Source organism: Bacteroides sp. 224 (assembly GCF_010500995.1).
In the GTDB taxonomy this organism is placed as follows: domain Bacteria; phylum Bacteroidota; class Bacteroidia; order Bacteroidales; family Bacteroidaceae; genus Bacteroides.
In genome coordinates this window covers 43,499-57,935 of record NZ_QVMK01000017.1, presented here as the reverse complement: position 1 = coordinate 57,935, position 14,437 = coordinate 43,499, and the positions used below count along the sequence as shown (strand labels likewise).

The 14,437-nt window shown below is 41.2% G+C and carries 11 protein-coding genes; 4 read left to right on the top strand and 7 right to left on the bottom strand.

From position 1 onward, the window contains the following. On the bottom strand, positions 1 to 1,311 hold a 1,311-nt coding region (locus tag D0T60_RS09825), incomplete at its 3' end, for a DUF3868 domain-containing protein (protein ID WP_163218005.1). Between the two features lie 87 nt (positions 1,312 to 1,398). After that, positions 1,399 to 2,091, bottom strand: a complete 693-nt coding sequence (locus tag D0T60_RS09820; RefSeq protein WP_239059534.1) for a DUF3575 domain-containing protein — start codon at positions 2,089 to 2,091, stop codon at positions 1,399 to 1,401. 784 nt (positions 2,092 to 2,875) lie between these two features. Here D0T60_RS09820 and panB point away from each other — a divergent pair. Then, positions 2,876 to 3,694: a 3-methyl-2-oxobutanoate hydroxymethyltransferase gene (panB, locus tag D0T60_RS09815; protein ID WP_163218004.1), complete on the top strand. Its 819-nt coding sequence runs from the start codon at positions 2,876 to 2,878 to the stop codon at positions 3,692 to 3,694. Between the two features lie 142 nt (positions 3,695 to 3,836). Here panB and D0T60_RS09810 read toward each other — a convergent pair whose 3' ends face one another. The 4 genes from D0T60_RS09810 to rsmA all read right to left on the bottom strand — a co-directional run bounded on the left by D0T60_RS09810 (position 3,837) and on the right by rsmA (position 8,815). Then, a complete protein-coding gene (locus D0T60_RS09810; protein WP_163218003.1) occupies positions 3,837 to 4,691 on the bottom strand; it encodes a neutral zinc metallopeptidase in 855 nt (284 codons plus the stop codon). A gap of 11 nt (positions 4,692 to 4,702) precedes the next feature. After that, positions 4,703 to 6,559: a DUF349 domain-containing protein gene (locus D0T60_RS09805; RefSeq protein WP_163218002.1), complete on the bottom strand. Its 1,857-nt coding sequence runs from the start codon at positions 6,557 to 6,559 to the stop codon at positions 4,703 to 4,705. Positions 6,560 to 6,662: 103 nt separating this feature from the next. After that, positions 6,663 to 8,003 (bottom strand): magnesium transporter, encoded by a 1,341-nt coding sequence (gene mgtE / locus D0T60_RS09800; RefSeq protein ID WP_163218001.1) that lies wholly within the window; start codon positions 8,001 to 8,003, stop codon positions 6,663 to 6,665. Beyond that, positions 8,000 to 8,815, bottom strand: coding sequence for a 16S rRNA (adenine(1518)-N(6)/adenine(1519)-N(6))-dimethyltransferase RsmA (gene rsmA / locus D0T60_RS09795; protein ID WP_163218008.1), 816 nt, complete (start codon positions 8,813 to 8,815; stop codon positions 8,000 to 8,002). The genes mgtE and rsmA overlap by 4 nt, the downstream gene beginning before the upstream one ends. A gap of 190 nt (positions 8,816 to 9,005) precedes the next feature. On the opposite strand from rsmA, the gene D0T60_RS09790 reads away from it, so the two are divergent. Both D0T60_RS09790 and D0T60_RS09785 read left to right on the top strand, forming a co-directional pair. After that, positions 9,006 to 9,995: a lysylphosphatidylglycerol synthase transmembrane domain-containing protein gene (locus tag D0T60_RS09790; RefSeq protein WP_163218000.1), complete on the top strand. Its 990-nt coding sequence runs from the start codon at positions 9,006 to 9,008 to the stop codon at positions 9,993 to 9,995. Further along, positions 9,992 to 11,452 carry an aminoacyl-histidine dipeptidase gene (locus D0T60_RS09785; protein ID WP_163217999.1) on the top strand — a complete coding sequence of 487 codons (1,461 nt, stop codon included), beginning with the start codon at positions 9,992 to 9,994 and terminating at the stop codon, positions 11,450 to 11,452. The genes D0T60_RS09790 and D0T60_RS09785 overlap by 4 nt, the downstream gene beginning before the upstream one ends. A gap of 145 nt (positions 11,453 to 11,597) precedes the next feature. Here the strand turns inward: D0T60_RS09785 and D0T60_RS09780 are convergent, their stop codons facing one another. Further along, positions 11,598 to 12,458, bottom strand: coding sequence for a Lin1244/Lin1753 domain-containing protein (locus D0T60_RS09780; RefSeq protein ID WP_163217998.1), 861 nt, complete (start codon positions 12,456 to 12,458; stop codon positions 11,598 to 11,600). A gap of 336 nt (positions 12,459 to 12,794) precedes the next feature. On the opposite strand from D0T60_RS09780, the gene D0T60_RS09775 reads away from it, so the two are divergent. Next, positions 12,795 to 14,375: an ATP-binding protein gene (locus tag D0T60_RS09775; protein ID WP_163217997.1), complete on the top strand. Its 1,581-nt coding sequence runs from the start codon at positions 12,795 to 12,797 to the stop codon at positions 14,373 to 14,375. Positions 14,376 to 14,437: the final 62 nt, after the last annotated feature.

The window sequence follows — 14,437 nt, the reverse complement described above, 5'->3', positions numbered from 1 at the left end:
GGCGGCAGCATTGCTGTTAGCCACAGGGTCGTTAGGATAATAACGAGGAATTAATTCCATGATTATATCGCGGTATTCTTTGCTGTCCACTCCGTAATCTTCGGCCACCTTATACATCTCTAACTGAGAGAGGTGTTCGGGAGAACGCTTGATTACTTCTTTGGCTTCGGTAAGGGTGTAGTTTCTTACTGAGTAATCTACACGATATTCTACACGACGAAGGTCGGGGTAAAGTTCGGTTAGCATCTTTCGGTAAGGAATACCTTTGTTTACACGTTTCAGGCGGAGTTCGCGAGCATCGGGAGCTTCGTCATTCGTGATGATAGCCAAAAGATCGGCTTTGGGTTCCAAGTTGCTTTCTTCCACCAGAATTTTCAGACCATTCCAGTCTTCGGCAGTATTCTTAACGGTGAAAAGGGCATCGGGGAAAGCGTAACGTGTACGGATATATTCTTTCAAAGCTAAAGCACGATTGTGAGATAGTTTATCATTGGATTTATAACTTCCTTCGGGAGAAGCGAAACCTTCAACCATCATACCGGTGATCTGAATATCGGGGTCATCGGCAATACCGGAAACGGCATCATTGATCTTGGTTAATTCCACAGGGTTACGACGGAATTCGGGAAGAATAACCGAACGACCTACTTGGAAATCGAGGAAAGCACTACCTTGGCGGTTACGAGTTTTTATTTCGGATACAGGCTCAACCATTGCAACCAACGGATTCACTTCATAAGGAACACGGGGAGAGAGTTCAACACGATTAGCCAAACTGTAAACGTACAGACGACTTTCGCCACGACAACCGGTGATCTCTTGTTTCAAAGAGAAACGACTGTTATCCATCCACTCTTCGTAAGGAACACGGATGGAATAGGTGAACATTTCATTGGTTTGTTCGTTTGTATTGATCTGAAAACGAGGAGCTTCATAATGTGATAACCACTCATCGCTGGTTATAGCAAACCAACGGCGATTCAGGTTAACACGAGCACGACCGGTTAGCTGAATATAGGGAAGCGAAAGTTGAGGACCGCCACCATCTACGCTAATCTGAGGTTCGAAAATTACCGAACCACAATTGGGAGAAGCTTTGGAGTCTACGCGAATATCGAAGCTTACGTAAAGGCTATCGCCAACTTCGCGGAACTCACGACCTTCTACAAAAACAAGGCCTTTGTAATCCTGAGCAAAAGCTGAGCCAAAGCATAGCAAAAGCAACAAAAAGAAGCAGCCTCTCCCCGGCCCTCTCCCAAGGAGAGGGAGATGGGAGAATGATTGACTAATAAAAGTATATATTGTTTTCATGAAATACGGAATTATATGTTGTAAAATAGGATTTTGATGTATCTCCCATCTCCCTCTCCTTGGGAGAGGGCCGGGGAGAGGCTTTTATTATTTCAGGATATATACGAAACTCACCGTAGCACGCGTGGGGCCGATATAATGCTTGTTCTTTGTTTTCTCAAAGTCGCCACACTCACCGAAGATGTAACGGTCGTAATCAATATACAGGTACCCCAAACCAATAGAGGCTTCTATATTCCAACGGGGAGAAAGGTACCATTGATAACCGTAGCTAAAGCCGCCACCGTAAAGCTGACCTTCGTAGCGGTGTTCTTTCAAAGCACCAAGGCGCAAACCGCCTACATTGAAGTAAGACCAGGTAGGATGGAAACCCCAGAAGTGACCGTAGAAAGGCTCACAAAGCCAGACACGAAATTCGGGTTGTACAAGGATGTGCTTGAATTTTTTCTCGTCGAAGCTCCAGGGATTGTAGCTGACATCTAAGTCTATACTATAACGCTTGGAGATGCGGTACTCAACACCTACATTTAAGCTTAAAGTGGCATCCAGCAATGCATTGTTCTTAAACCCCCAACGAGGAATAGCAGTACCATATTGATGTGGAACATCATAACGGGTTAGGACCTGACCGGAAACCGGTAACAAGAAAACAATCAGAAAGGAAAGTGCTAATAATGACTTTCTAAGGATAGGCGATATTAGAACCAAACGACGACTTAATAAGCCGGAATGGTCATAAGACATGATGCCACGCAAAAAGAATATTAGGATTAATCTCATAATAATCTGTAAATGATTTCCCGTAAAATAAGTTTTAACTAAAGTCTAAATGCCTAACTCTGAATAAAGAGATGAACATTCGATTTCTTTTGCAAACTTACACACTATGTTTTTAACTCGCAACACTTTTCTATCTTTCTTTTAAAGTGTTCTATTTTTCGTTTTCCCCCTAATATTTTACAGTTTTTCTATTTTGGAGTAGTAATTGGCTATTTTTTCTTTTCCGAAGATGTAATATAGACCATTTGATGATCTTAAGCACTCTTCTCCGATCCTACAAGTGCTTTTTTCGGTTTTTTCTGTGAGGTTATTTTCTCTTTTTTCTGAGTTTTAGCACTTCTTTTTTCTTCTTTTTCCTTTTCTTTCTACTTGGTAATTATATCCCACTAATTATACTACTTTCAGCCTTGTTAATTAACCTACGTTAACTTGTTTTTCTCTAATGAGCAGCCTCCCTATTTTGGAGAAATTGGCTGATGCTATCTTTCCTCTAAGTAAGTGTTCATAATTAATTTATATCATTACCCCCTCCGCCCTTTGGGCACCTCCCCCTTGCAGGGGAGGAGTCGATGCCGCAGGAATTCCTCCCCTGCAAGGGGGAGGTGCCCAAAGGGCGGAGGGGGGCAATGATATAAACTAATTATGAACATCTACTTATAAATAGAATGAACACAGAGTCACAAAGGAGGATGTGTTCATTAATTATTTTTATTCAACTCGTTTATAAATCATTCTTTTTATGTAAGTTTGCCTGATTTTTTATCACAAACTTAAAACTTAGAATATGTCAACTTATTCAGAAGATAAAAGAGCAGTTACCACACATCGTTTGTGGGAGATGAAGCAAAGAGGAGAGAAAATTACGATGCTTACAGCCTACGATTACTCAATGGCTAAAATCATTGATGAAGCAGGTATCGACTGTATTTTGGTAGGTGACTCTGCCTCTAACACCATGGTAGGTAATAAAACTACGCTGCCAATGACGCTCGATCAAATGATTTATCATGCGCGTTCCGTAGTTAATGGGGTACAGAGAGCTTTAGTTGTAGTAGATATGCCTTTTGGTACTTGCTCCGGAAATCCAATCAAATCATTGGAAGCCGCTGTTCGTATTATGAAAGAGACAGGCGCTGATGCTCTTAAAATTGAAGGTGGAAAAGAAATCCAGGAAGACGTAAAGAAGATTATTGATGCAGGTATTCCTGTGATGTCTCATTTAGGATTGATGCCACAATCTATTAATAAATATGGTACATATACTGTTCGTGCAAAAGATGAGAAAGAAGCACAAAAGCTAATAGACGACTGTTTGCTGATGGAAAAGATCGGCTGCTTTGCCATTGTGCTTGAAAAAATTCCGGCATCTCTCGCCACAGACGTTAGCAAGAAAGTGAGCGTTCCTATTATAGGTATTGGTGCAGGAGGCGGAGTAGACGGACAAGTACTTGTTATTCACGACATGATGGGTATCAACAAGGACTTTTCGCCCAAATTCCTTCGCCGTTATGCCGACTTACATACGATTATGACAGAAGCTACTCAAAATTACATCAAAGATGTGAAGGATAGTAACTTCCCGAACGAATCGGAAAGCTATTAAGCTTGATATTATAGATGGAGGTGTGTCATGTATTATTTATGATTTGAACACAGAGACACAAAGGCACAGAGAATTTAACTCACTAAAAATGAGAGACTCTGTGCCTCCGTATCTCTGTGTTCAAAAAGAAAAGAGACCCGGTTTATAATTCATCATAAGAAACAGAGAAAGTATCTCCACCTTTTATATTACCGGTTTGCAACCCTTTCTTCAGCCATCGGGTACGTTGTGCCGATGTTCCATGATTAAAAGCATCGGGTACGGTATATCCTTGAGATTCCATTTGCAAACGGTCGTCGCCTATTTGGGAAGCTGCATTTAAGCCTTCTTCAATATCTCCGTCTTCCAATGAACTGAAATCTTTATTGTCATGATATGCCCATACACCGGCATAGAAGTCGGCTTGTAACTCTAAGCGCACATTGAGTCGGTTGCTTTCTCGCTTATCGGCTTTCTGTTGCATTTGAGTAACCTTGTCTAAGGTGCCCATCAAGTACTGAACATGATGACCTACTTCGTGCGCAATTACATAAGCATAAGCAAAGTCTCCACCTGCACCTAATTGATCTTTCATCTGCTTGAAGAAAGAAAGGTCAATATATACCGATTGATCTGCCGGACAATAAAAAGGCCCTGTGGATGCAGATGCACTACCGCAGCCGGAAGTTGTACTGCCACTGAATAATATCATTTTGGGTGGAGCATAAGTAGCTCCGTTCTCTTTGAAAATCTTAGTCCATACATCTTCGGTTCCTGCAAGGATAATTTTTGCAAAAGCAGCAGCTTCCTCTTCCTCGGCAGTAGGTGTATAACTCTGTGAAGAAGAACCCATGCCATCCATAGCTTGCTGAGAAAGGAATGATAAGGGATTACCACCTGTCAGCCAGATGATTAATGCTACGATAACAGTTCCGCCAATGCCTAAAGAGGCTTTGCCGCCCCGGCGAGCTCTGCGGTCGTCTACATTATCACTCGCCCTTCTTCCATCCAGTCTCATAAGTTATGTATTTATCCTTCAGCTTGAATTGATTCGTCAACAACCTTGATCTTTTCTTTCATTAGTTCAATATCAGCTTTCAGCTTCTCAACTTTGCGGTTGATTTCGGTTAACAAGCTGTTTCCTTTCTTTGAAGATGCAGATAAAAAGCCCAGATTATTTTCATACGTTTGAAGCTCGCTTTTCATATTTTCATGCGCACGTACCAATCTCTCGCGTTCTCTGTATAATGACTGAGAACCTCCTTTATCACTATTCAGATTATTGATGGATGATTTGAAATTACTTAATTTCTTTTTCGAGATATTCAGATTGAATCTATCAAAGAGCTGATCAATTAAAGCGTGATATTGCTTATATATCTTATCTTTTTCTTTGAATGGCACATGTCCGATGGTATTCCATTCTTTCATGAGTTCGCGTACCAGCTCATTGGCTTCTTCTGTATCCATTGTTTCATCAATGTCTTCCAATTGCTCAATGATGCTTTTCTTCTTCTTCAAATTATCAACCTCTACAGTACGTTGAGAAGATGTTGCTTTTCCTTTTTGCTCAAAGAAATAATCGCAGGCTCCAATGAAACGTTTCCATACCAAGTCAGAGTATTTCTTCTGTACCGGACCAATGGTTTTCCATTCTTTCTGCAAGTTGATCAGAATATCAGAAGCTTCTTTCCAGTCGGTACTATCTTTCAGTGCTTCGGCTTTTTCGCAAAGTGCTTTCTTCTTTTCCAGATTCTCGTTCATGCTTTCCTTCAACTGCTTAAAGAACTCTCCTTTCTTCTTAAAGAATTCATCGCAAGCTTTGCGGAAGCGTTCGAAGATCTTCACATTCATCTTTTGAGGCGCAAAACCTATAGCTTTCCATTTGTTTTGTAAAGCAATAATTTCCTGGGTCTTATTCTCCCAATCATTGAATGTTTTCAGTTCGTTATATTCAATAGCCTCTACAATTTCGCAGATAACTGTTTTCTGATCTAAATTAAGCTGTTCGCTTTCTTTAAGTTCTTCGAAGTGTTGCTGGTGACGACGATTCACTGCTGTAGAAGCAGTTTTGAAACGATTCCATGTTTCATCACGAAGCTCTTTGACTACCGGACCCGTATCGCGGAATTCCTGATGTAACTTTTGTAATTGATGGAAGGCCGACACTACATCTGTTTCTTCCGCCAATCTTTCTGCTGCTTCACACAATCTGATTTTAATTTCCAGATTCTTTTTGAAGTCGTAATCGCGGAACTCATTGTTCAGTTTCAGAATATCATAAAACTTCTCTACGTAGTGTTGATAGCTTTTCCAAAGTTCATTAACCTTGGCTTGAGGTACAAGCTTTATTTCATTCCATTGCTGTTGCAACTTCTTAAATTCGTTGTATGATTTGCCGGTATCCTCGGATGATTCTACCAGTTCTTTCAAACGATCTATGATGGCTAACTTAAGAGTAAGATTTTCTTCTTTCTGCCTTTCCAGTTCGGCAAGCATTGCATTTCTTTTCTCTTTGATGGTACCCATTACTTTTTTGAATTCAACCTCCACTTCATCCGGTTGTGGGGCGAAGTCCTCTTCCGTACCGCCATTTTCAACAAAAGCTTTCTTGACCTCTTCCAATTCGGCGTTATGCAGTTTATAAAACATTTGCTTTAAACTGTCTAACTCATGTTTATCTGCCTCTTCTGCTTTTGCGGCAAGTTCTTTAAGGTTACTTAATATACTTTCCTTGCTTTGTTTAGGTTGTTCAGCCTCTTTTTGCTCAACAGGGGTTTCCTCAGTCGAGATTTCTGACATTGGAGTTTCAGAAACTTCAATTGATTTTTTTTCTTCTAAACCATCTTGCATAAGAGGTTGATCGGTTACGTGAGAGTTCATCATTCTGTATTTTTGGTTGATAGGGTTAGCCTACATTTTTCTTATTTGGTCACAAATTAATAAAATAAAAAGATTACTTCATACATTTTGCGCTGTTTTTTTTTATTTAGGACAACAAAACAGTAATTCCCATATAGAGCATCATCCCAATAATATCATTGGTTATGGAAATAAAGGGGCCGGTAGCAATGGCAGGATCTATTTTTAGTTTTTCCAGTGTAAGGGGCACGAATGTACCAAAGATAGACGCAAACATAACTACAGCAAAAAGGCTTATAGATACGGAATACGTAACAGTTGCCGTAGCGCCGAAGCGAACGAAATTGTAAGAGTATACCAGCATCGATATAATAGTGGCATTGATAAGAGCCACTACCGCTTCTTTACCGATTTGCCTGACTGTATCTTTGGAGTTTAAGGAATTATTAGCTAAACCTTGTACTACAAGTGCCGACGATTGTGTTCCGACGTTTCCTCCCGTTCCACCTATCAAAGGAATGTAAAGGGCCATTTCGGGGTGGATGGCAAAAGTAGAATCGAAATTACCCAGAATCATTGAGTTGCCGATACCCCCCACCATACCTATAAGCAACCAAGGAAGGCGTGCCGTTGTTTGTCGGAATACGCTGTCGTGCGTTTCTACATCTTGCGAAAGACCGGATGCCAATTGATAATCGCGTTCCGACAGCTCACGTGCTTCGTCCATTACGTCGTCTACAGTGATTTGTCCTACTAACCGGCCTATACTGTCTAATACGGGTATGGCCACAAGGTCGTACTTTTCGAAGGTCTGCACCACATCGTCAATCGGGGTATCTACACGTACGGAAATGGGACCTTTCCTCATCACATGTTTTACTTTGGAGACAGAAGGAGACGTAATCACTTTTTTGAGAGGGAATACTCCCTGAAGTCTTTCATCATCATCTATTACATACACATAATAGATGTCGTCCAAGTCTTCGGCTTGATGGCGCATTTCTTTCAGACATTCGGGCATACTCCAGTTCTCGTTTACCACCACCATTTCGGTACCCATCAATCCACCGGCGGTATCTTCATCGTATTTTAGCAGGTCGACGATGTCTCCGGCTTGCTCAAAGTCTTCAATATGAGAGAGGATTTCTTCCTGTTTGTCTTCGTCCAGTTCACGGATAAGGTCTACGGCATCATCCGTATCCATATAGTCGACAAAGCGTTTGGCGATGGTTTCGGAGGGAAGAATATCAAGAAACTCTTTTCGGGCATCTTCATCCATCTCTACCAATACATCGGCAGCGGTTTCATTGTCGAGCAAGCGGTATATGAATTTAGCATCTTCGGGAGACAGTTCATCGCACAATTCTGCAATATCTGCCGGGTGAAGCCCTGAGAGTAGCTCTTTTACTTGATTCGAATCTCTCGACTCGATCAGTTCTTTTATGTTTTTAATGAATTCTTCGTTCATCTTTCTTCCGTTGGGAGTTGAACATTAAAAGTGGCAAGTTCTTTTTCTACCTTATTGGTTAGTTCAATAAATTGCTGTACCGATAATTGTTCGGGGCGTTTATTGAATATTTCTTCTTGCGTTAACAAACTATCTTTGCCTAATATCGGTTTGATAGAGTTGCGCAATGTTTTTCTGCGTTGGTTGAAGGTAGTTTTTACCACTTGCTTAAAGAGTTTTTCGTTGCAACCAAGGTCTACGGTTTCGTTGCGCGTCATTCGTATCACGGCACTTTTTACTTTGGGAGGCGGATTGAATACGTGCTCGCTCACCGTAAAAAGGTATTCTATTTTATACCAGGCTTGCATCAATACACTTAAGATACCGTACGTTTTACTTCCGGGTCCGGCAGCCATTCGTTCGGCTACTTCTTTTTGTATCATGCCTGTGCAACAAGGTATCAGGTCTTTATTCTCCAATACCTTGAAAAATATCTGACTGGAAATGTTGTATGGATAGTTTCCGGTAATAATAAACGGTTTTCCGTTGAATACCCTATCGAGGTGCATTTTCAGGAAATCATCTTCAATAATATGATCTTCCAGCTCCGGATATTCCTGACGAAGATAAGCTACAGATTCAAAATCAACTTCAACAACTTTCAACTCTCTTTCTTTCTTTACCAGGAATTGAGTCAACACTCCCATTCCCGGACCGACTTCCAATACAGGTAATTGAGGGAGAATATCTACTGTATCTGCAATATCCTGTGCTATTTTCAGGTCTTTCAGAAAATGCTGTCCCAAGAACTTTTTAGGTTTTACCTGTCTCATCATTATACAATTTTAAGATATTAATTGAACACGGAGACACAGAGGTACAGAGTTCAGATAAAGACTTTGGGGCTTCCACGTCTCTGTGTTCAATAATTATTTTTATTCGACTCGCTTAAAAATCTGTATTTTTATGTAAGTTTGTAGCCGACAAAGGTAATTCTTTTAAATGAAGAATGACGAATTGAGCATGAAGAAACTCTTAAAAAAAGCACTTAAAATGGTTCTTCCTATAGCTTTAGGAGGAGGTATTTTAGTATGGACATACCGGGATTTCGAATTTTGGCGAGTAAAAGAAGTTCTTCTTCATGAGATGAACTGGTGGTGGATGATTCTGTCATTGTTTTTTGGAATATTCAGCCATCTGTTTCGTGGTTGGCGCTGGAAGCTTGCCTTAACTCCTTTGGGAACGCCGCCCAGAACTGTAACTGCCATCAATGCGATATTCATTTCTTATGCAGCAAACCTGGTTCTTCCGCGTGTGGGAGAGGTTTCGCGCTGTGCCATACTGTCTAAATATGATGGAATTTCTTTCTCCAAATCATTGGGTACAGTGGTTACCGAACGAATGATTGATACGCTATGTGTAGCTTTACTTACCGGTATTGCCATGATGGGGCAAATGAAGGTAGTAGGTCAGTTTTTCGGAAAAACAGGAACCAACCTGCATTCCATTGGAGATTTGTTTACCTCCGTACAATTTTACATCATTGCCTTTAGCGTGATTGGAGTAATCATTCTTTTGTATTACCTGGCACGCACACTCTCCTTCTTTGAAAAGGTAAAAGGAGTGGTAGTGAATATCTGGGAAGGAGTTATCTCTTTAAAGAAAACAAAGAATATACCCGTTTATCTCTTTTATACGTTTGCCATTTGGTTCTGCTATTTCATGCAATTTTATATCACCTTCTTTTGCTTTTCTTTTACACAGGATTTAAACATTTGGGCAGGGTTGGTGTTGTTTGTAGCAGGCACCTTTGCCGTAGTAGTGCCTACTCCTAATGGAGCAGGTCCCTGGCATTTTGCAGTAATAACCATGCTGACACTTTATGGGGTAAACGAAACCGATGCAGGTGTTTTTGCGTTGCTGGTTCATTCAATTCAAACATTATTAGTTATAATATTAGGTATATACGCTCTAATAGCTCTATCTACCGTTAATAAATTAAATACTTTATGAAAACAATTCAATCTTTAGAACCACAGAACGTGTGGAAACATTTCTATTCGTTAACACAAATTCCGCGTCCGTCGGGATTTATGGGGCCGATCACCAAGTTTCTTATGGAATTTGGCAAAGACCTGGGTCTGGAATCTTTTACAGACGAGATTGGTAACGTAATTATTCGTAAGCCTGCCACTCCGGGAATGGAAAACCGCAAAGGAGTTATCTTACAGGCTCACATGGATATGGTACCTCAAAAGAACAACGATACAGTACACGATTTCGAGAAAGATCCTATTCAAACTTATATAGATGGCGAATGGGTGAAAGCCAAAGGCACTACACTGGGAGCCGACAATGGTATTGGTGTTGCAGCAATTATGGCTATACTCGAAGATAAAAACCTGAAACATGGTCCGATTGAAGCTTTAATTACTTTAGACGAAGAAACCGGTATGGTTGGCGCGTTCGGATTAAAGGCAGGCACCGTGAACGGAGAAATTCTTCTGAACCTCGACTCGGAAGATGAAGGCGATCTTTACATTGGTTGTGCCGGTGGTATTGACATTACAGCTACTCTGCAATATAAGGAAGTAGAAGCCGAAGAAGGCGACATCGCCTTTAAAGTTTCCGTAAAAGGATTGCGCGGAGGCCACTCCGGACTCGAAATTAACGAAGGACGTGCCAATGCCAACAAACTGCTGGCTCGCTTTGTATATGATGCTATCGTAGACGAAGAAGCTCGTTTAGTGAGCTGGTCGGGTGGCAATATGCGTAACGCTATCCCCCGCGAAGGCGAAGTAGTGATTACCATTCCCGAAGAAAACGAAGCGGCTTTATTGGAATTGGTATCGGAGATGGAGAAGACTTTCAACGAAGAGTATGGTGCCATTGAAACTCCTATTTCTTTAACCGCCGAGCGTGTAGACACACCTGCAATGGCAGTGCCCGAAGAGGTACAAGATGCGTTGGTTTGTGCGGTTTACGGTTGCCAAAACGGAGTAACCCGTATGATTCCTACCATTCCCGATACGGTAGAAACTTCTTCCAATCTGGCTATTGTGGAAATAAAAGGCGGAGAGGCTTCCATTAAGATTTTAGCTCGCAGCAGCAGCGATAGCATGAAGGAGTGTTTGGCTAAGAGCCTTGAAAGCACATTCCTGCTTGCCGGTATGAAAGTTGAGTTCAGCGGTTCGTATTCTGGATGGCAACCCAACGTAAACTCTCCTATTCTGGCTGCCATGAAGCAATCGTACAAAGAGCAATTTGGTGTAGAACCTCACGTAAAAGTGATTCATGCCGGATTGGAATGTGGTATCATCGGAGCAAATATCCCGGGATTGGATATGATTTCGTTTGGTCCTACTTTACGTTCACCACACTCACCGGACGAAAGAGCACTGATACCAACGGTTGCTAAATTCTATGATTTCTTGACGGCTACGCTGGCTAATACGCCGGAGAAGAAGTAAAATATAGGCTTCGTTAATAAAATATTATATCATGAAGGTGTGTCGATTATTCTTGGCACACCTTCATTCTTTTAAACTGCCAGTACCATTCCCCCCAATTGCCAGTAGCATTCTACTCAACTGCCAGTAGCATTTTCCCTGTTTATTACTCCCAACGTTCATACCCATAATTCCATACCATTCTGTCGTTTGGGCGTGGCGGAGCATCTTTGGGAATGATATTTCCGTAGTACGAGCGTTCTCCTGTTACTTCGTCTATCGTTTCAAAGCGATAAGGGGTTGTTGCCTCCTGTTTGTTCTCCAGATCATTGAGTTTCTGGGTTACCCGTTTGCAGGTGATGGTGCCTTGACGAATAAAGTTGGCAAAATAGAACTTTATATCTTGCAGGGAAAGCTGTTTGTTTTCTGTGCCATGAGTAAGCACATGTTTCAGAAATAGGTTTATGATATATGTTTCATGTTTTAGAAAACGGGCTTCCAGTCCTGAATGTGCCGCTTGACATTCTACCCAAGTTCTGTCGGAGAATGCCTCGGTTACATATTCTTGCCATGATTTCTTTTCCTTTCTTTCTTCGGTATTTAGTATTACTACTTCTTCTTCTTTATATATAGCCATACTTTTGCCATCCCTTTTGCTATCTTTTTGCCATCTTATTTTTGCTCCTTTTTTTCCTGCGGCAGATTTACTCTTAGTATAACTTTTCTGTTTCTTTTCCAGTTCATTAAGGTAGATAGATGTAAGGTAATTTTCTCCATCTATCTCCGTTAGTTCAAAGAGGTTTTGGTTTCGGATAAGGTCGTCGAGCAATGATTTATTTGCTTTAAAGGCGCGTAAAGCCATTCGTATAGTGCTTAGCTTGCAGCAATAATCCGGGTGTTGGTATAGCTCCATCAATAGAACGGTATATGTGCCAAGACCTTTAAGTCCGTGTTTTTCGATGATTGCTACAACTTTTTCGTCTTTTGTGATGTCTGCTTTTAATGGCAGGTAATGTTTCTTTCCCATGCTTGTTTCTTCTTTTAAAATCGGCATTAAAACCGAAAGTGATTAATTAATTTTAAGAATCGCGTTTGTTAGCGAAATTATTCGTATCTTTGTGAGTGTATTTATTGGTTATCGCTACAAATTTCGTTATTATTTTCGAGAAAAGCAAGAGGCGTCTAATTTTAGCTTGAAATGGTTCGGAAAGGAAAGGATTTAATAGTGAAAAGTGAATAGTGAAAAGTGAATAGTTATGATGCCGCACTTTTCACTATTCACTATTCACTTTTCACTTAATAAAATTACCAATATCGCATATTATCTTGTATATTTGTTTTCAGAAATAAACAGAAGTCAATTATGGAAAGTATAGATTACACTGCCCCCTTTCGTCGTTACCCCATCGGTATACAAAGTTTTGAGAAACTTCGTAGTGAGGGTTATGTTTATATTGATAAAACCGAGCAGATGTATCGGCTTATCCGTATCGGCAATCCTTATTTCCTGAGTAGACCTCGTCGGTTTGGTAAGAGCTTGATGCTCTCTACCCTTGAGGCTTACTACAAAGGAAAGAAAGAACTTTTTAAAGGACTGTTTATTGAACGTGTAGAGAAAGACTGGAAGACCTACCCTGTATTGCACCTCGACCTGAATGCCGAGAAGTATGAAACAGTAGAAGATTTGCAGAAAATATTAGAGAATCAGTTAAGTGCTTGGGAAGTAGAGTACGACTCTCTCTCTACAACAGACTCCTATTCCATGCGCTTTATGAATGTGATTGAAAAAGCATATAAAAAAACTGGCCTTCGCGTAGTAGTACTTATCGACGAGTACGACAAACCCCTATTACGTTCCATGCACGATGAGGAGCTGCAAACTCGCTTCCGCAACCTGCTCGCCGCTTTCTATGCCGTGCTGAAAGATGCCGATAAGTGGCTGCAATTCGTATTCATCACCGGTGTAACCAAGTTTGCACAGGGGGGCATATTCAGCAACCTCAATCAGTTGGTAGATATTAGTTTGGATCACCGTTTTGCGGATCTTTGCGGATTGACACAGCAAGAGATCGAAACCTATTGTGCTCCCGAGTTGGAAACGCTTGCCGCCGACAATGGCATATCGCGCAACGAAGCCGTGGCTAAATTAACCCGTATGTACGATGGCTATCATTTTAGCTATCGCAATATGATTGGTATGTTCAATCCATTTAGTGTATTGAACACCCTGTCTTCCGGAGTGTATGAAAGTTATTGGTTTGCCAGCGGAACACCTACCTTCCTTACCGAAATACTAAAGAAGACCGACTTCGACCTCCGCGATTTGGATGGTATACGCGTGCCTGCTCTCTCCTTAACCAACAATCGCGCCAGCATCGACAACCCGATACCGATGATTTATCAAAGTGGATACCTTACTATCAAAGAGTATGATGAACGTTTTCAAATGTATACACTGGGTTACCCCAATGAGGAAGTGAAGTATGGATTCCTCAACTTTGTTACGCCATTTTATACCTGTGTATCTACAGAGAATACTCCTTTCTACATTGGTCTGTTTGTAGACGAACTGGAAAAAGGCAAAACCGAAGCCTTCCTCAATCGCCTGCGCGCTTTCTTTGCCGATTTCCCTTACGAACTCAATGATAAAACTGAGCGGCATTATCAAGTAGTATTCTACTTAGTATTCAAACTAATGGGACAGTTTACCGAAGCCGAAGTACGTAGTGCCCGTGGCCGTGCCGATGCGGTGGTAAAGACCAAAGACTACATCTATGTATTCGAGTTTAAGTTGAACGGCTCTACCGAAGAGGCCCTTCGCCAGATTGATGAAAAAGGCTACCTGATACCCTATACTGCCGATGGACGGCAATTGGTGAAGATTGGCGTAAGCTTCGACCGCGAAGAAAGGAATTTGGGAGAGTGGGAGATTGTTGCAGAGTAAACATTCTTATTATATTTAAACCACAGATTAACACGGATTTCCACAGATTAGCAACTCGAAAC